General features: G+C 70.5%; 16 protein-coding genes and 1 tRNA gene. 12 read left to right on the forward strand and 5 right to left on the reverse strand.

Going from position 1 to position 17,772, the window contains the following annotated elements; all coding sequences use genetic code 11:
• The first annotated feature begins 102 nt into the window (after positions 1-102).
• The 3 genes from E6A26_RS00510 (at position 103) to E6A26_RS00520 (ending at position 6,510) form a co-directional block, all read left to right on the forward strand.
• On the forward strand, positions 103-2,460 hold the full coding sequence (locus E6A26_RS00510; RefSeq protein ID WP_136609235.1) for an FdhF/YdeP family oxidoreductase: 2,358 nt from the start codon (positions 103-105) through the stop codon (positions 2,458-2,460).
• On the forward strand, positions 2,435-3,277 hold the full coding sequence (gene fdhD / locus E6A26_RS00515) for a formate dehydrogenase accessory sulfurtransferase FdhD (protein WP_136609236.1): 843 nt from the start codon (positions 2,435-2,437) through the stop codon (positions 3,275-3,277). Before E6A26_RS00510 ends, fdhD begins: the two co-directional genes overlap by 26 nt.
• Positions 3,278-3,447: 170 nt before the next feature.
• Positions 3,448-6,510: an alpha-mannosidase gene (locus E6A26_RS00520; protein WP_136609475.1), complete on the forward strand. Its 3,063-nt coding sequence runs from the start codon at positions 3,448-3,450 to the stop codon at positions 6,508-6,510.
• A 194-nt stretch (positions 6,511-6,704) separates the two neighbouring features.
• Here the strand turns inward: E6A26_RS00520 and E6A26_RS00525 are convergent, their stop codons facing one another.
• A complete protein-coding gene (locus tag E6A26_RS00525) occupies positions 6,705-7,439 on the reverse strand; it encodes a hypothetical protein (RefSeq protein WP_136609237.1) in 735 nt (244 codons plus the stop codon).
• Positions 7,436-8,155, reverse strand: a complete 720-nt coding sequence (locus E6A26_RS00530) for a hypothetical protein (protein ID WP_136609238.1) — start codon at positions 8,153-8,155, stop codon at positions 7,436-7,438. Before E6A26_RS00530 ends, E6A26_RS00525 begins: the two co-directional genes overlap by 4 nt.
• A gap of 266 nt (positions 8,156-8,421) precedes the next feature.
• Between E6A26_RS00530 and E6A26_RS00535 the strand changes: the two genes are divergently transcribed.
• The 4 genes from E6A26_RS00535 (at position 8,422) to E6A26_RS00550 (ending at position 13,368) form a co-directional block, all read left to right on the forward strand.
• Complete coding sequence (locus tag E6A26_RS00535; RefSeq protein ID WP_136609239.1) at positions 8,422-10,323, forward strand: ABC transporter ATP-binding protein; 1,902 nt, start codon at positions 8,422-8,424, stop codon at positions 10,321-10,323.
• 57 nt (positions 10,324-10,380) lie between these two features.
• A complete protein-coding gene (locus E6A26_RS00540) occupies positions 10,381-10,803 on the forward strand; it encodes an NUDIX hydrolase (protein WP_136609240.1) in 423 nt (140 codons plus the stop codon).
• A 130-nt stretch (positions 10,804-10,933) separates the two neighbouring features.
• Positions 10,934-12,223, forward strand: a complete 1,290-nt coding sequence (locus E6A26_RS00545; RefSeq protein WP_136609241.1) for an alkaline phosphatase family protein — start codon at positions 10,934-10,936, stop codon at positions 12,221-12,223.
• Complete coding sequence (locus E6A26_RS00550) at positions 12,220-13,368, forward strand: alkaline phosphatase family protein (RefSeq protein ID WP_136609242.1); 1,149 nt, start codon at positions 12,220-12,222, stop codon at positions 13,366-13,368. Before E6A26_RS00545 ends, E6A26_RS00550 begins: the two co-directional genes overlap by 4 nt.
• 67 nt (positions 13,369-13,435) lie before the next feature.
• Here the strand turns inward: E6A26_RS00550 and E6A26_RS00555 are convergent, their stop codons facing one another.
• On the reverse strand, positions 13,436-13,942 hold the full coding sequence (locus tag E6A26_RS00555; protein WP_234864833.1) for a DUF6314 family protein: 507 nt from the start codon (positions 13,940-13,942) through the stop codon (positions 13,436-13,438).
• Positions 13,943-13,955: 13 nt separating this feature from the next.
• Positions 13,956-14,029, reverse strand: a tRNA-Arg gene (locus tag E6A26_RS00560).
• A gap of 94 nt (positions 14,030-14,123) precedes the next feature.
• Between E6A26_RS00560 and E6A26_RS00565 the strand changes: the two genes are divergently transcribed.
• The gene (locus E6A26_RS00565; RefSeq protein WP_136609244.1) at positions 14,124-14,939 is read left to right on the forward strand and encodes a DUF998 domain-containing protein; all 816 of its coding nucleotides are present in this window, start codon (positions 14,124-14,126) and stop codon (positions 14,937-14,939) included.
• Here E6A26_RS00565 and E6A26_RS00570 read toward each other — a convergent pair.
• Positions 14,896-15,543 (reverse strand): hypothetical protein, encoded by a 648-nt coding sequence (locus E6A26_RS00570; RefSeq protein WP_211128861.1) that lies wholly within the window; start codon positions 15,541-15,543, stop codon positions 14,896-14,898. The genes E6A26_RS00565 and E6A26_RS00570 overlap by 44 nt on opposite strands.
• A gap of 35 nt (positions 15,544-15,578) precedes the next feature.
• Between E6A26_RS00570 and E6A26_RS00575 the strand changes: the two genes are divergently transcribed.
• The 4 genes from E6A26_RS00575 (at position 15,579) to E6A26_RS00590 (ending at position 17,715) form a co-directional block, all read left to right on the forward strand.
• Positions 15,579-16,397, forward strand: a complete 819-nt coding sequence (locus E6A26_RS00575) for an inositol monophosphatase family protein (protein WP_268815198.1) — start codon at positions 15,579-15,581, stop codon at positions 16,395-16,397.
• 78 nt (positions 16,398-16,475) lie between these two features.
• Positions 16,476-16,670, forward strand: a complete 195-nt coding sequence (locus tag E6A26_RS00580; protein ID WP_136609245.1) for a hypothetical protein — start codon at positions 16,476-16,478, stop codon at positions 16,668-16,670.
• A 160-nt stretch (positions 16,671-16,830) separates the two neighbouring features.
• Entirely contained in the window at positions 16,831-17,340 is a 510-nt protein-coding gene (locus tag E6A26_RS00585; RefSeq protein ID WP_136609246.1) for a DUF892 family protein, read from the forward strand.
• A 27-nt stretch (positions 17,341-17,367) separates the two neighbouring features.
• Entirely contained in the window at positions 17,368-17,715 is a 348-nt protein-coding gene (locus E6A26_RS00590; protein WP_136609247.1) for a hypothetical protein, read from the forward strand.
• Positions 17,716-17,772 lie beyond the last annotated feature (57 nt).

Genomic DNA, 17,772 nt, shown 5'->3' on the forward strand with positions numbered 1-17,772 from the left:
CAGAGCGGCCCGGCGATCTCGGTGAGCGCGGAGTATGCCGTTGTGGCGCCGCTGTGGTCAGTCGAGGTGCATTCACCGCCGCAACAGGGGCAGGATGGAGCCATGAGCTCCCAGTCGCGCGTAAAGGACATCGACGAGGATTCCCTGCACGTCGGACCACCCGAGACCTCGGCGGCCGGCCTCAAGGCCGTCGCGGTCGCGCTCCAACGAGGACTCGAGCAGGCCGGGCCGGTCCGCACCGCACGCTCGCTCCTTCGCATCAACCAGCGGGGCGGCTTCGACTGCCCCGGCTGCGCGTGGCCCGAGCCGGACGGGCACCGGAAGGCCGCGGAATTCTGCGAGAACGGCGCGAAGGCCGTCGCGGAGGAGGCCACCGTGAGCGCGGTGACGCCCGAGTGGTGGGACGGGCACCCGGTCGCAACCCTCAGGGACAAGACGGACTACTGGCTCAGCAAGCAGGGCCGGATCACCGAGCCCGTGGTGCTGCGTCCCGGCGACGACCGTTACCGCCGCATCTCCTGGACGGACGCGTTCGCCCTCGTCGCTGAGCACCTTCGCGCCACGACCCCCGAACGCTGCGTCTTCTACACATCGGGCCGAACGGCCAACGAGACGGCCTTCATGTACCAGCTGTTCGCCCGAAGCCTCGGCACCAACAACCTCCCGGACTGCTCGAACATGTGCCACGAGTCCTCGGGTTCCGCGCTCAACCCCACGATCGGGATCGGCAAGGGAACCGTCTCGCTCGAGGACATCCACGAGGCGAAGCTCGTGTTCGTGGTCGGCCAGAATCCCGGGACGAATCACCCGCGCATGCTCTCGGCCCTCAAGGAATGCCGTGACCGAGGCGGGAAGATCGTGGCCGTGAACCCGCTGCCCGAGGCCGGGCTGCTCCACTTCAAGGATCCCCAGCGCGTGGACGGCTACGTGGGGGAGGGCGCGACGATCGCGGACGAGTTCCTCCAGATCAAGGTCGGGGGAGACCTCGCGCTGTTCCAGGCGCTGGGGCACCTGCTCCTCGAGGCGGAGCGGAAGGCGCCCGGCGCCGTCGTCGACCGTTCTTTCGTCGACGCGCAGACTGAGGGCTTCGAAGCCTACGCCGCCGCCCGCGCGTCGCTCGATTGGGAGGAGACGGAGCGGGCCACGGGGCTCACGCGCGCCGAGATCGAGGCGACCGCAAGGCTGCTCGCCGAGTCGAAGGCCACGATCGTGTGCTGGGCGCTCGGCCTCACGCAGCAGCCGCACTCGGTCGACACGATCCGAGAGATCGTGAACCTCCTGCTGCTCCAGGGCAACTTCGGAAAGCCGGGCGCGGGCGCGTGCCCCGTGCGCGGCCACTCGAACGTCCAAGGCGACCGCACCATGGGCATCTGGGAGAAGCCGAAGGAGGGGCTGCTCGCGGCCCTCGATGCCGAGTTCGGCATCGCGTCGCCGCGCGAGCACGGCTTCGACTCGACGCAGACGCTCGCGGCGTTCGAGCGCGACGAGGTGGACGTGTTCGTCTCCCTCGGCGGCAACTTCGCCCAGGCCAACTCTGACACCGCGGCGCTCGAAGCCGGGATGCAGCGTGCGGGGCTCACGGTCCACATCTCGACGAAGCCGAACCGCTCGCACGTGGTGCACGGCCGCACGTCGCTCATCCTGCCGACGCTCGGCCGCACGGACCGGGACGACAAACACCCTTCCGGCCGCCAATTCCTCTCCGTCGAAGACTCGATGTCGATGGTGCACTCGACCCAAGGGCGGCTTGAGCCGATCTCGGAACACCTGCTCGCGGAGCCGGTCATCGTCGCGCGGCTCGCCGCCGCGACGCTCGGCGAGGGCCACCCCGTGGACTGGCGCGCGATGGCGGAGGACTACGACGTGATCCGAGACCACATCTCCCGCGTGATCCCGGGCTTCGAGGACTTCAACCGGCGCGTCCGGCAGCGGAACGGCTTCCAGCTCCCGAACCCGCCCCGCGACACGCGATCGTTCGCCACGGAGGCGGGCCGCGCACGGTTCACGGTGAGCCCGCTCGAGTACCTCGAGCCTCCCGCGGGGCACCTCATCCTCCAGACCGTGCGAAGCCACGACCAGTACAACACGACGTTCTACGGCCAGGACGACCGCTACCGCGGCATCTCCGACGGCCGCCGCGTGATCCTGGTCCACCCCGAGGACCTCGCGGGGCTCGGCTTCGAGGACCGCGAGCTCGTCGACGTGGTGAGCGTGTTCCGGGGCGAGGAGCGTCGCGCCGACCGGTTCCGGCTCGTCGCGTACCCGACCGCGCGGGGCTGCGCGGCGGCGTACTTCCCCGAGGCGAACGCGCTCGTGCACCGCGACCTCGTGGCGCGCGAATCCAACACCCCGGGGTTCAAGGCCCTCACCGTCCGTTTCGAGCGCCATGGGACGCGCGACGGCGCGGGCGCGGCCAGCGTGGAAGGAGGGCGCCATGGGTCGACTCAGCCAGCGCCGTAAGGTCCGCAAGTTCGTCCTCGAGAGCGAGCACCCCGTCCGGGACAAGGAGGACGTGCTTGCCGTCGAGGAGCCCCTCGAGATCCGGCTCGGCAACCTCTCGTACAGCGTCACGATGCGGACGCCGGGCGACGATTTCGACCTCGTCGCGGGCTTCCTCGTGTCCGAGGGCGTGGTCTGGGAGGCCGGCCAGATCGTCGCGGAGCGGTTCTGCGGGGGCGAGGATGCCGAAGGGCGCCAGACGTTCAACGTGGTCCAGGCCCAGCTGCGCCCGGACGTCGTGATGCCCGAGACCGGGCGCAATGTGTACACGTCCAGCTCATGCGGCATCTGCGGCACCGACTCGATCGAGTCGGTGCGGCGCTCGGGCCACCACAGCCCCGCGGACGACGGCGTGCGCCTCCTCCCGGAGCTCGTCGCCGGCCTGCCCGCCCGCCTCCGCGAGGCCCAAGCGCTCTTCGAGAAGACCGGGGGCGTCCACGCGGCCGGGCTCTTCCGCGTGGACGATGGCGGGACCTCGGCCGAGCTCCTGTGCCTCCGCGAGGACGTGGGCCGCCACAACGCCGTCGACAAGGTGGTGGGCTGGGCTCTCCGGTCCGAGCTGCTGCCGTTGCGAGGGACTGTCCTGCAGGTTTCCGGTCGCGCGTCCTTCGAGCTCGTGCAGAAGGCGGCGATGGCTGGAATTCCCGCCTTGGCGGCCGTGAGCGCGCCGTCCTCGCTCGCCGTGGAACTGGCCGAGGAGGCGGGCGTGACGCTCGTGGGCTTCAGCCGGGGCACGGGCTTCAACGTGTACGCGGGGCACGAGCGCCTCCTTGCCTAGCCGCCTCGGGTTGCGGGGTCTCTGGCGCCGGGTTGCGGGGTCTCTGGCGGGTGGGACGGGACCCCGCAACGGCATGGGCAACGGACGGCAACCGCTTCCACTCTGGGTTACGGGCGGGTAGCGTTGGATTAGCGCATATTAGTCAAACGATTTGATTGATCGGAGTGTCTGTGCACGACGACAGGCTCATCACCGAAGCCCGCATCGACAGGTTCGTCCGCGACCGCCTCGAAGCCAACATCTACCGCCGCACTGTGCCCCTCCGGGCCGAGCGCTGGGACGCCCCCGGCGAACCTGTTCCGGCGCGGGAGGCGATCGCCCAGGACTACGTCCCCATGGCCCAGGGGGAGGCGTGGGGCCCGGCCTGGCGCACCACGTGGCTGCGGCTCACGGGGGAGATCCCCGAGGATTGGGGCGGCGAGGGCTTCGCGGTCGAGGCCCTCGTGGATCTCGGCTTCACGTCGAACCAGCCCGGCTTCCAATGCGAGGGCCAGGCCTGGCGGCCCGACGGCGCGCCGATCAAGGCGCTCAACCCGCTGAACGCGTACATCCCGCTCGCGGCCCTCGGAGGAGGCCGCGCCGTCGAGTTCTATGTCGAGGCAGCGGCGAATCCGGATGTCACCCAGGGGTGGCAGTTCATCCCCACGGCCCAAGGCGACCGCGAGACCGCGAGCCCCGAGCCGCTCTACCGCTTCGGCACGATGGCCCTCGCCGAGCGCGACGTCGAGGTGTGGGAGCTTCTCCAGGACGTCCGGAGCCTTCGTGGGCTCATGCACGAGCTCCCCATGGACCGGCCGCGGCGGTACGAAATCCTCCGAGCGCTCGAGCTCGTGTGCGATCTCGTGGACCCCGACGATGTCCCCGGGACGGCTCACGCGGCCCGCGAGGCACTGGTCCCCGTCCTCTCGGCCCCGGCCGCGAACAGCTCGCTCCGCCTCGTCGCCACAGGGCACGCGCACATCGACTCGGCGTGGCTCTGGCCCGTCCGCGAGACCGTCCGCAAATGCGCCCGCACGTTCTCCAACGTGGTAACCCTCATGGACGAGGACCCCGAGCTGACGTTTTCGTGCTCGTCCGCACAGCAGCTCCTCTGGATCAAGGAGGGCTACCCGGAGCTCTTCGAGCGCATCAAGGAGAAGGTCGCCGAGGGACGGTTCATGCCGGTGGGCGGCATGTGGGTCGAATCGGACGCGAACATGCCCGGCAGCGAGGCGATGGCGCGCCAGTTCGTCGAGGGCAAGCGATTCTTCCTCGAGGAGTTCGGCGTCGAGTGCGAGGAGGCCTGGCTTCCGGACTCGTTCGGCTACTCGGCGTCGCTCCCGCAGATCGTCCGCGCGGCGGGGGAGCGCTACTTCCTCACCCAGAAGACGTCGTGGAATCAGGTGAACCGCATCCCGCATCACAGCTTCCTGTGGGAGGGAATCGACGGAAGCCGCGTGTTCACGCACTTCCCGCCGACGGACAACTACAACTCCGATCTCGCGGCCTCCGAGCTCGCCCACGCAGAGCGGAACTTCCGCGAGAAGGGCCGCGCGACGCTGGGCCTCGTCCCGTTCGGCTACGGCGACGGCGGCGGCGGCCCCACGCGGGAGATGCTCGCGGCCGCGCGCCGCTCCCGCGACACGGAGGGATCGCCGCGCGTCGAGCTCGGCGTCCCGCGCGACTTCTTCGCCGCGGCGGAGGCCGAATACAGCGATCCGCCCGTGTGGGCGGGAGAGATGTACCTCGAGAAGCACCGCGGCACGTACACGTCCCAGGCCCGCACGAAGCGGGGGAACCGGCGGTGCGAGCACCTGCTCCGCGAGGCCGAGCTGTGGTGTGCCACGGCCGCCGTGCGCGTCGGGGCGCCCTACCCGGCCGAGGCGTTGCGCCGCCTGTGGCGAACGGTCCTCCTCCAGCAGTTCCACGACATCCTGCCCGGAAGCTCGATCGCGTGGGTCTACCGGGACGCCGAACGCAACTACGAGGATGCCGCGCGCGAGCTCGAGGGCCTCATCGCGGAAGCTGGGCGCGCACTCGTGGGCGAGGGCGGAACCGAGTTCCTGCTCAACTCCGCGCCCCACGCGCGGGGCGGCGTGCCCGCTCTGGGCGCGGCCGCCGTCGTGCGTTCGGAGGGTGCCGCGACGCTCGCCGAGCGGACCGCGGACGACGGCGGGCGGCGCTGGGTCCTCGACAACGGCGCGATGCGCGCCGAGGTCGACGCGCGCGGCCTGCTCGTCTCGCTGCGGGACGCCGTGACCGGACGCGAGGCCATCGCCCCCGGCGCCGCCGGCAACCTGCTCGAGCTGCACCGCGACACTCCCAACGAGTGGGACGCGTGGGACATCGATCCGTTCTACCGCCGCACCGTCGCGGCGCTCACCGACGCCGTGTCGGTCGAAGCGTCGACGGGCGCCTCGGGCGAGGCCGTCCTCGAGGTTCGCCGCGAGTTCCGCGCCTCGGCCGTGACGCAGCGGATCGTGCTCGCCCCGGGCGCCGCGTCGCTGCGCATCGAGACGGCAATCGACTGGCACGAGCAGGAGAAGCTCCTCAAGCTGGGCTTCCCGTTTGACGTCCGTGCGGAGCGCTCGGCCTCGGAGATCCAGTTCGGGCACGTGTTCCGGGACGTTCCGACGAACACGTCCTGGGACTGGGCGCGCTTCGAGACGTGCGCCCACCGCTGGACTCACGTGGCGGAGGGCTCCTACGGCGTCGCCGTGACGAACTCGTCCACCTACGGGCACGACGTCACCCGAGCCGTCCGCCCGGACGGAGGCACCACGACGACGCTCCGACTCTCGCTGCTCAAGGCGCCCACGTATCCGGATCCTCAGGCCGACCAGGGCCGCCACGAGTTCACGGTCACGGTGCGCCCGGGGGCCTCGATCGCGGACGCGGTCGAGGAGGGCTACCGGACCAATCTCGAGCCGCGGACCGTGCGCGGAGGGCATGAGGTCGAGCCACTCGTGACGGTGGACAACCCCGGCGTGGTCGTCGAAGCGGTCAAGCTCGCCGAGGACGGATCGGGCGACGTCGTGGTTCGGCTCTACGAGGCGCTCGGGGAACGCGCAGCGGTCACGGTGGCGCCGGGCTTCGAGGCGTCATGCGCCGAATCCGTGGACCTGCTCGAGCGGCCGTTCTCATCGCGGGACGCCTCCGTGGGTGTCGCCGTGACGCCGGTCGACGGCGGGGGAGCGGCGATGGTCCTGCGGCCGTTCCAGCTCGTCACGCTGCGATTCCGACGCGGATTCTAGGCAATCGCGGCGCCGGTGTTAGGCGCTGGCGCCCGGCGCGCGTCTCCGGAAAAGTGCCGGGAAAAGGCTGAGGGGTGGCGGTCCGTAGACCGCCGCCCCTCATCCCCCCAATGCAGAACAGCCCATCCCCCTGACAGGTCGTGTTCACACATTCATGATTCTGGCACACGGTAATGATTTTGTGAACCCGTTACTCAAGACTGTGGATTTTTTACGTCAATTCGCCGCTCGGCTTGCTTCGCCCTCCGCCGCGCCGCGAGCGAGGAGAGCCAGATGAGGGCCAGCCCGGCGCACACGAGCAGGATCGTCCCGTAGTTGATGGCCTGCGAGAGCGCGACCGCCGAGGCCGGCAGCACCGTGATGACGTTGGAGACCACGAGGAGCACGTAACCCGCCCACATGAGCGCCGCGGCGACGCGGAGGGAGGCGCGGCCCGGGCGCTTCACGGCACCCCATAGGGCAGGGAGGACGGCAAGCGCCGTGAGCGAGGGGTACAACCGGCCGAGCGTCCCGTACGCCGCTGGCCATGGCCAGAAGTCGTGGCTCGCGAAGCCTGCCTGGGAGGGTCCCGGGCCCGAGAGGACGAACGTCACGACAAGGAGTGCCGAGCACGCGCCCAGCGCCCCGAGACCCCACGGCCCCGTCAGCAGCTGTGACGCGCGGCGGGCCGCGAACGCCGCGGCGACCCGCAGCGCGAGCAGGAGCGCGACGCCATAGATGATGAAGCGCAGGAGCAGGTTCGCAAAGTTCTGTCCCCCGAGCAGCGCATCGACGGCGACGTACGGCCCCTGAAGGCTCAGGAGGATCGCGAAGGACATGAGCGCGAAGAACGCGCACAGGGAGCGGTTGCGACCGCGGACCGCGTCCGGGATCCGTGCGAGCGCGAGCACGGCAGTGAGCCCGAAGATCGCCCAGGCGAAGATCGTCATCCGAGGTGCTCCCAGGCCCGGCGGTCGGCGCGTTCGTCGTGTTCCTGGCGCTTGAGCGAGCGGCCCAGCATCGCGAGGCGCTCGGAGGCGAGCAGCGTGAGTTCGGCGTCGCTCAGGCGGGAGAGCGCGTCCTCGACGGCCGACGGCGGCCACCCGGCTTCGGCGGCCGTCACGAGGCCCGTGACCACGAGCCCGTTGCGCAGGCCGACCCCGGCCTCCCGTGCGGTGCGGACCGCGAGCTCGGGGGCGAGGCGGTTCGCGCTGAGCTGAGCCGAGAAGTTCTGGGGTGCGATGCCCGCCGCAGCGCTCACGCGCTGGCGGAGTTCGCCGTCGTCGATCGCCTCGACCCACTGGCGCACGCCGGCCGCCTCGCCCGAGGGCCCGTTCGCGTCGGCCGGGGTCAGGCCGCCCACCCGCACGAGGATCTCGTGGAGCAGCCGGGCGGTGGGCGTCTGGCTGAGGACCTCGGCGTCGGTGGGTGGCGCAAGGCTTGCCGCGAGCTCGGTGTACGGCTCGAACTCCGCGAGCCCGAGGACGGGGTTGCGGCCGTAGGCGCGGGCGACGGCGACGACGGTCGTCTCGGCGACTTTGCCGCGCACGAGCTGCTGGGCGAGCGTGCTCCGCTTGACTCCCGACTGCCGGCAGACGTCCGCGGTGCTCGAACCGGGGGCCAATTGGCTCACCCAGTTTTGGAACGCGATCGCGGAAACTGACATTCAGGACCTTTTGTCGGGCGGCCGGGGTGCATCCCCGGTTCGGGCGGTGTGTCGTCGGCTTTGATTTTACGATGCGCTGGGGGTGGTCTATGCTGAATTCAAGCCCGCCGGCTCGCGCACCCCCCAATCGCGAGCCGGCGGGCGTCTCACTTTCCCCGGCCAGCCGCTTCCCGGCTCGGCCGCGCGCTCCGCCTTCGGTGAACCGCGCACAGGATTGTCGGGCTCGAGCCCTATCCTTACTTGCACGGAAAGGCGGTGTGCTGCGCATGAGCATGGACCGGGCCGCGTGGGGCTACATGCACGCGATGGGCAAGGCAAACGAGGGGCCCACCCCGTTCAACAAGGCGACGTTCAAGCGCGTGCTGCGCTTCGCGAAGCCGTACCGGTGGCGCCTCCTGGTGTTCCTTGTCGTGTCGATCCTCGGCGCAACGGTCTCGGTTGCGACGCCGCTTCTGGCCGGGCAGGTCATCGACGCGATCGTGGCCCGGAGCGGGCTCGGGCCGGTCGCGTTCCTGGCCGGTCTCATCGCACTCCTCGCGGTCGCGGACGCCGCGCTGAGCCTCGTGGCCCGCTGGCTCTCCGCAGTGATCGGCGAAGGGGTCATCCTCGACCTCCGCCGCGCCGTGTTCGACCACGTGCAGAAGATGCCCATCGCGTTCTTCATGCGCACGCGCACGGGCGCGCTCGTGAGCCGCCTCAACAACGATGTCATCGGGGCACAGTCCGCCTTCGCGGGAACCCTCAGCGGGGTGGTGAGCAACAGCGTCTCGCTCATCCTCACCGTCGCGGTCATGGTCCAGAAATCGTGGCTCGTGACGCTCCTCTCCCTCCTGCTCCTCCCGCTCTTCCTCCTGCCCGCCCGGCGCATGGGCGCGAAGATCGCCGACATGCGCCGCGAGGCCGCCAAGTACAACGCCGAGATGGGCAACCAGATGACCGAGCGCTTCTCCGCGCCCGGCGCCACGCTCATCAAGCTCTTCGGCCGGCCGGAGGACGAGGCCTCCGAGTTCGCGCGCAAGGCCACGGCCGTGCGGGACATCGGCGTGCGGTCCGCTGTCCTCGCGTTCGCGTTCGTGACGTCCCTCGCGCTCGTGTCCTCGCTCGCGCTCGCCCTCGTGTACGGCGTGGGCGGGTGGCTCGCCGTCAACGGGACCATGGCTGCCGGCGACGTCGTGGTCCTCGCGCTCCTCCTGACCAAGCTCTACGCCCCCATCACGTCCCTTTCGAACGCTCGGGTGGACGTCATGAGCGCCCTCGTGAGCTTCGAGCGGGTGTACGAGGTGCTCGACCTCGTCCCGATCATCCGCGAGAAGGACGACGCGCGGCCCCTCCCCGCCGGGCCGGTCTCCGTGGAGTTCGACGACGTGCGCTTCGCCTATCCGTCCGCGGACAAGGTCTCCCTCGCATCCCTCGAAGAGGTGGCAGTCCTCGACTCGCGCGGCGGCGAGGAAGTGCTCCACGGGCTCTCGTTCCGCGTCGATCCGGGGCAGACAGTCGCGCTCGTCGGATCCTCCGGGGCCGGGAAGTCCACGACCGCCCAGCTCATCGCACGCCTCTACGATGTCGACGAAGGCGCGGTGCGCATCGGCGGCGTCGACGTGCGCGACACGACGTTCGAGTCGCTCCGCGGAACGGTAGGAATGGTGACGCAGGACGGCCACCTGTTCCACGAGTCGATCGGCTCGAACCTCAGGCTCGCCCAGCCCGGGGCGTCCGACGACGAGCTGTGGGATGCGCTGCGGCGCGCCCGGCTCGACTCGATGGTCAGGGCCCTCCCCGACGGGCTCGAGACGGTCGTCGGCGAGCGTGGCTACCGGCTCTCCGGCGGCGAGCGCCAGCGGCTCACCATCGCGCGGCTCCTGCTGGCCCAGCCGCGCGTCGTCATCCTCGACGAGGCAACGGCGTCGCTCGACTCGACGAACGAGGCGGCCGTCCAGGCCGCCCTCACGGAGGCGCTCGAGGGCCGCACGGCGCTCGTCATCGCGCACCGCCTCTCGACCATCCGCGCCGCCGACCAGATCCTCGTCGTCGAGGACGGCCGGATCGTGGAGCGCGGCAACCACGGCGAGCTGCTCGCTGCCGACGGCCGGTACGCCGAGCTCTACAACACGCAGTTTGCCCATGCGGCAGCGATCGCGGAGGACGCTGGGGTGGACCTCGCGAGCTAGGCGGCCCTGCCGCGCGGTCGGTGCGGCAGGCTGCTGCTGGGAGGCTACCCTCGAGGGGTGACCTCCCGGATTGTCGTGTCAGCAGTGTGCGTCTTCTCTCGGGACGGCCGGCTCCTGACCGTGCGCAAGCGCGGCACCGAGCGGTTCATGCACCCGGGCGGCAAGCCCGAGCCGGGAGAGACCGCCGCCGAGGCGGCGAGCCGTGAGCTGGCCGAAGAAGTCGGAATCGATGTGGCCCCGCAGGAGCTTGACTACGTGGGCTTCTGGATCGCGCGCGCTGCCAACGAGGCGGGCACGGAGATCGAGGCCACCGTGTTCACCGCGCCCGGTGTCCATGACCCGGCCGGGATCCGCGCGTCCGCGGAGATCGCGGAGCTCCGCTGGCTCGATCCCGAGGCGGAGCTTCCCCAAGACCTCGCACCGCTTCTCACGGACCACGTGCTCCCCGCACTCGCCGCGGCCCGCCACGCGACCCCGTGACCGGCGTCGCTCAGGGAATTCCCAGATTTGGACCCTTGTCTGGGAGTTGCGTGGGAAAACCGCTAACCCCCAATGAACGCTCGGTGACACCGGCTCCGAACGGCTCTACTGACCGGTAACTTGGAGGGCCGTGAGCATCTCTCGCCGCAACTTCCTGTCAGCCGCTGCCGTGACCGCAGTCGGCGCCACCGCCGTTCCGGCCGCCGCCCAGAGCCAGGCCGGGCGCCCGGCCGCCGGGATCGCAGCCTCGGCCCTGCCCGCCCCCGCTGCCTCCGGGATCGACCACATCGTCGTCGTGATGATGGAGAACCGATCGTTCGACCACTTCCTCGGCTGGCTTCCGCGAGCCAACGGACGGCAGTCGGGGTTCACCTACGTGGACCGCTACGGCGTCCCGCACGGGACCCACCACCTCACCGACTACCAGGGCTGCAGCCACCCGGATCCGGACCATTCGTACGAGGGCGGCCGGATCGAGTTCAACAACGGCAAGTGCGACGGCTGGCTCCGCGCCGGCGAGAACGACGACTTCGCCATCGGCTACTACACCTCGGACGATCTCGCGTTCTGGGCCCAGGCCGCCCCCGCGTGGACGGTGTGCGACAACTACTACGCCGCAGTCATGGCCGAGACCTACCCGAACCGCTTCTACCAGCACTCGGCCCAGACCGACCGGATCCACAACTCGACCGCCACCGCGACGATCCCCACGATCTGGGACAGCCTGGCCGCCGCGGGCGTCTCGGGGAGGTACTACTTCTCCGACGTGCCGTTCCTCGCCCTGTGGGGCACCAAGTACCTTCCCATCTCGTCCCCGTACTCCCAGTTCCTGAGCGACTGCGCGGCGGGCACGCTGCCGTCGGTGAGTTTCGTCGACCCGCGGTTCATGGACGAGGGCTCCGGCACCTCTGGCGACGACCACCCGCACGCCGATGTCCGCTCGGGCGAGCTGTTCCTCAACGAGGTCTACCACGCGATCACGACGTCGCCAGCCTGGTCACGGACGCTCCTGGTGGTCAACTTCGACGAGTGGGGCGGCTTCTTCGACCACGTCGCCCCGGGCTCGGCCCCCGACACGAGCCCGACGACGGCGCTGCGCGGCTTCCGCGTCCCGGCCCTCGTCGTCTCCCCGTACGCCCGGCGGGCGAACGTCGCCTCGGGGCTCTACGACCACACGTCGGTGCTCAAGGCGATCGAGTGGCGCTGGGGCCTCCCCGCGCTCACGCCGCGTGATGCCAACGCCAACAACCTCGCCGAAGTCCTCGACTTCTCGAGCGCGCCGAATCTCTCCGCGCCGCAGTACCTCGTACCGCCATTCGTTGCCGGTGCCGCGTGTACGCCGCTGCCCGGGGGAGACCCGGAGGACGAGTGGCACCCCCTCAAGGAGAAGGCCATCGCGGAAGGATGGAAGCTCTCATGACCCGGTTCACCGTTGGAGGCATCGCCCACCGTCGGCCGCTCGCCGTCGTCCTCGCGGCCGTCGCCGTGTTGGCGCTCGCCGCCGTCGCGCTCGTGCGGGCTGGGTTCGGGCAGGCATCAGCCGCCGACCAGACGCCGCAGTACCTCCCGAAGAGCTCGCATGTGTTCGTCATCAACCTCGAGAACAAGGGCTACGACGAGACGTGGGGCCCGGCGTCGCAGGCGCCGTACCTCTCGCAGACGCTGCGCTCGCAGGGAGCCCTGCTCAACACGTACTACGGGACCGGCCACAACTCGCTCGACAACTATGTCTCGCAGATCTCCGGCCAGGGCCCCAACCCGCAGACCCAGGGCGACTGCCAGGTCTACACGCCGTTCGCTCAGACGGGCACCGCGCCGCAAGGCCAGGCGGTCGGGGATGGCTGCGTGTACCCGAAGGGCGTCACGACGGTCGCCGACCAGCTCACCGCGGCGGGCAAGACGTGGAAGGGCTACATGGAGGACATGGGCACGCCATGCCGCCACCCGCAGCTCGGCGCCGCGGACGATACCCAGAAGGCCCGCGTGGGCGACCAGTACGCCGCGCGCCACAACCCGTTCGTGTACTTCCAGAGCATCACGGGCTCGCCGGCGTGCGCGGCGAACGACGTCGACCTCTCCGCCTTGAGGGGCGACCTCGCCTCAGCCTCGACGACCCCGAGCCTCTCCTACATCACCCCGAACCTGTGCCACGACGGGCACGACTCGCCGTGCGTCGACGGTGAGCCCGGCGGCCTCGCGTCCGCCGACGCGTGGCTGAAGACGTGGGTCCCGACCATCACGAACTCGCCGGCGTTCAAGCAGGACGGCGTCCTGGTCATCACGTTCGACGAATCGGACGGGCCCCAGCAGGACGCGAGCGCGTGCTGCGGCGAGGGGCCTGGCCCCAACTCGCCACTGCCGGGGATCACGGGACTGGGCGGCGGCCGAGTCGGAGCGCTCGTGCTCTCGCCGTTCACGGCGGGCGGCACGTGGTCCACGACGCCGTACAACCACTACAGCCTGCTGGCGAGCATCGAGGACCTGTTCGGCCTCCCGTATCTCGGCTACGCCGGAACCCCGGGGCTCAACCGGTTTGGCCTCGACGTCTACAACAAGGGCGTCTGAGTGAGCTGACCCTTCGTCGGGTGGGAGGCGGCCCCTCGTCAGGGGGAGGAGCCGCCCCGGCGTGGGGTCATCGTGGGCGGGCCCGGCGGAGGATGCTCGTGAGGAGCAGATCCTTTGCCGGGCCCGTGACGTCCCATTCGTAGCGAAGCTCGTCCGGGCCCGTCGCGGCATAGGTGACGCGGTAGTCGTCCGGGTCGCACCAATGCTCCGCCCGCCATTCCGCGGGCTGGGACTCGCCGCGCGTGGCCGTGCCGCCAAGTTCGGCGGCACTGGATCCCGCGGGGCGGGGAGCCGGTCCGCCCAGCCGGACGGAGTGGAAGAAGCGGCCGTCGGGGAAGAAGACGTCCATCGCGCCTGGAGGGCCGCCGGGCCGCCACACGTACTCGCGGCTTGCGGGCCCCTCGTGGTCGCCCCAGCGGACGGTGCCGTGCTCGCGCTGAAGGAGGGCGGCGCCGTCGTCCGCGTCCCCGAAGGTCACGGTCCCGGAGAAGCTTCCGCGCGCGCCGCTGGAACGGTCCAGCATGGTGCGCTCGACCGCCCAGCTGCCGCGCAGGAATGCGCGAAGATCTGGCACCAGATACACCAAGTGCCCCCGACCGGAATCGAACCGATGGCCTGCCCTTTAGGAGAGGGCCGCTCTATCCTACTGAGCTACGGGGGCCCGCCCGGAGCGCCCGGGCACGCTCTCAAGCATATCGGTTCGCGGCACCCCGTTGCTGCCAAGGTCCCGCCGTGGTCGCGGCTATCGTTGGCTCATGCGCTCGAGGCAAGCCTTTCCGGCCCCCGCGGACGTCCGCCATTATCTGGGCGCGTGGTCCGCGGTGAGCGTGGTCCAGTTCTTCGTCGCGGAGGCCGCCACGGCCCTCGCGTGGGCGGGGGAGCAGGCGTACAACTACGCGACGAACGTCATCAGCGACCTCGGCGCCGCCCACTGCGGGATCCACAACGGGCGCTACGTGTGCTCGCCCCTCAACTGGCTCATGGACGGTTCGTTCGTGCTCCAGGGCGTGGGGCTCATCGTCGCGGCCCTGCTCATCTCCACCCGCGTGCTGCGCGTCGCGGCGCACGGCCCCTCCGTGCGCGCCCATGCGCGGCTCACCGCGGCCGTCGCGGCGGCCGGACCGGCACGCGTCGCGCGGGACCACCCCGCCGTCCGCCGTGGCCACCTCGTGGCGCTCGCGGTCCGCATCCTCTTCGGCGTCGGAGGGGTGGGGCTCATCCTCGTGGGTCTCGTCCAGGAGGACGTCGTCAACTGGATCCACGGCGCGGCCGCCCTCGTGTACTTCGCGAGCGCTTCGCTCGCCGCCATGGTCCTCGGCGCGCAGTGGCGCACCCGGACGCGCGCGGGCTGGGCGCTCATGGCCTTCGGCGCGGTGGCCGCGGCGGCGACCGTGCTCCTTGTGCTGACCCATCTTCAGGTCCCGTATCCCGGAGCGCTCGAGCGCGCCATCGTCTACCCGGTGACGGTCGGGATCGTGGTCATGGGCGGCGTCATCGCGTCCGGGGCGCAGCGCACCCGGGCCGAGGTCAGGCGGCTTGGCCCGCGGCAGCCTGCTTCCGGCGCCAGCTGATCAGCGCGTTCGCGCCCCAGAGCAGCAGGACGAGGGCGAACAGCGCCCAGCCCGCGATCACGAGCCCGGCGGCGAGCGCCGCGAGCCCGGAGTTGAAGGGCTGCGAGCCGAGCGCCGTGTCGATCACGATATTGCCCGCGATGCGGACGATGACGAAGGCCCCCACGAGCGCGAACCCCGCCCGGCGTGCGGCCAGCCCGCGCACCCACGCGCCGAAGACGAGCGCGAACGCGAGCCCGAATACGAGGGGGAAGATGGTGCCCGCGGTCTTGTGGACGTAGCTCAGCTGCCCGAGCGCATCCGCGTTCATCGCGCCGCGAACCTGCTCCAGGTAGGACGGCGCGAATCCGGCAACCATCGAGTCCGGCATCGCCAGGCCGCTGCTGAGCTGGGTCATCTGCGCGAGCGCGAGCAGGTGCAGGTACCAGAACATGAACACCGTGGCTCCGAGGGCCGCGATGATGATGAGCTTCGGGTTGCCCTCCGCCTGCGGGGCCCTGGGGGTGGCCTGTGGGGCGGGGACGCGGGCGCCGGGACGCGCGGAAGGGGCCACGGCGGCCCGCTCGCCGTGCTTGCGGGCGCGCTGGGCGGGGGTCTTGGACATGCTCCCATTATCGTAGGCTGGTTACCGTGCCTGAGCTGACCGACGACCTGGCCCTCGATCCCTCACTAGACGACGCCGCGCTCGCGGGCGCTCTCGTGCGCAACGCAGGCGGCCTAGCCCTGCGCATGCGCCGCGAGGGTCTCTCCGCCGAGCGGAAGACCTCCGTCTCCGACATTGTCACGGCGGCCGACAAGGCCGCCGAGGCGTACGTGGTCGAGCAGCTCCGTGTCTGCCGGCCGCAGGACGGCGTATTCGGCGAGGAAGGGGCGTCGGTGCCGTCGACCTCCGGACGCACGTGGGTCATCGACCCCGTGGACGGCACGTACAACTTCTTCTCGGGCTCGCGCTACTGGTGCTCGGCCATCGCGCTGCGCGGCGAGGCCAACCCGAGCGAGCCGGATCCGGACGTCCAGCTCGGCGCGATCTTCCAGCCGCAGGAGGACAAGCTGTGGCTCGGAGGCGACAGCGCCCCGGCCACGCTCAACGGCGAGCCGCTCGAGGGGCCCACCAACGCGCGCCTCGGCCTCCTGGGGGCGGCGACCTCGATCCAGCCGAAGTGGCTCGCGCAGCCGCTCTCGGCGATGCCGTGGCACAACGCCGCGGTCAAGGCCGCCTCGATCCGCATCCTCGGCTCGGGCTCGTGCGATCTGGCGCGCGTGTCCGAGGGCGAGATCGGTGCCTGGTTCCAGCACTCATGCCCCCAGTGGGACTGGCTGCCCGGAAAGGCGATCGTCCGAGCGGCCGGCGGAACGACCGGAACCGTCGAGGTCAACGGCCTCACGTGGTTCGCAGCGGGCGGAGAAACGGCAGTCGGGGAGATCCTCGAGGCCCTCTCCGAGGTCCACTTCGGCTGACTCCGAGAGGCCTTGACCTGCACTTCCCGCGGTGCTGTGCTGGAGAGATCCGGAAGCGAAGGCCAAGGAGGGAGCACAATGGTCAGCGTTGAGGGCCAGGACCCGGTCCGTACCCTGAGCGAGGAAGAGGACCCGTCGCTGGACTACTCGGTGGAGCCCGATGTCCCCCTGTGGGACGAGGAGGACGGCCTCATCGACAGCGAGGACGTCGTGGTCGAAGCAGAGGCTGATGAGGCCGACCTCGTGGAACAGCATCGGAGCGCGGACGAGTAGCACGCCCCGGCCGGAATCGGCCCCGCGGCGCCGGGCATTGCCCCGTCCAAGCCGTTCGCGGGAAAATTGACGCAGGCAATGCCCGGCACGAAGGCATTGGACAGGGCTCAGCGGCCCTGGTGCTCGCGCCCGTGGCTGTGCCGCGGAAAGCGAGGTCGCTGTGTTCGAGTACTTCACTGAAGCCCATGAGCTCTTCGTCTATCGGCTGGGGATCGCCCGCGGAACGAGCCGCCGCAACATCGTGACGCTCGGCACGCTCGAACAGCGCGCGCAGCGCCGCGAGGTCAACGCGCTCATGCGGGACCTCCAGGAGGCGGCCCGCGCCCATGCGGCCGTCCTCGAGGACATCTTCGCCGATTTGGAACGGAACGTCGCCGTGCCCGCGGGCCATACCGCCGACGGCCTCGACCACGAGGCGCACGTGATCCTGCGCAAGACCGACAACTCCATCATGGATCTCGCCGTCCTGCCGCTCGCGCTCGAGGTCGTGTACGGGGCGCTCGCGGCGTACGAGCCCCTCGCGTACTACGCGCGGGACTGGCTCGACGAGGGCATCGCCTCCCGGCTCGAGAAGATCCTCGTGGACCTTCTCACCGCACGGAATCACGTGCTCGAGCTGACCCGGGAGGTCTTCGCGAGCAGCGAGACCGTCGAGTCGACGACCGACTGACGTGGTGGCGGTCGAGAGGAGGAAACCATGAGTGAATCGACGACCGACGGCGAGCCACTCCTCGAGAACCCGGAGGATGAGCCAGAGCCCAACCACCCGACGGACGGCTCGCCCGAGCACGGCGGCCGCCAGGAGCCGGGGGCGCCGCACTCGAAGCTGGGTCACTTCATGCGGACCATGGGACATCTGCGCAGCGTCTACGGACCGGCGGCGCACCGCGATCCGCTGGAGGCGGAGGCCCACGGGCAGAACCCCGAGGACGTCAAGGAGATCCAGGAACTGGAAGGGATCGACGTCAAGACGGATTCGGAGGGCCACCACTACGGCGTGCGCAAGGAGCCTCCAGAGGAAGCGTCCGAGGCCCCCGCAGAGTAGCGCCGTATGGCGCGCTTGGGGCTGCGCGGGGCGGCGCGGGCAGGAGTGTCGGGGTGA

Origin of the sequence: Sinomonas albida (assembly GCF_004919045.1) — a bacterium.
GTDB lineage: Bacteria > Actinomycetota > Actinomycetes > Actinomycetales > Micrococcaceae > Sinomonas > Sinomonas albida.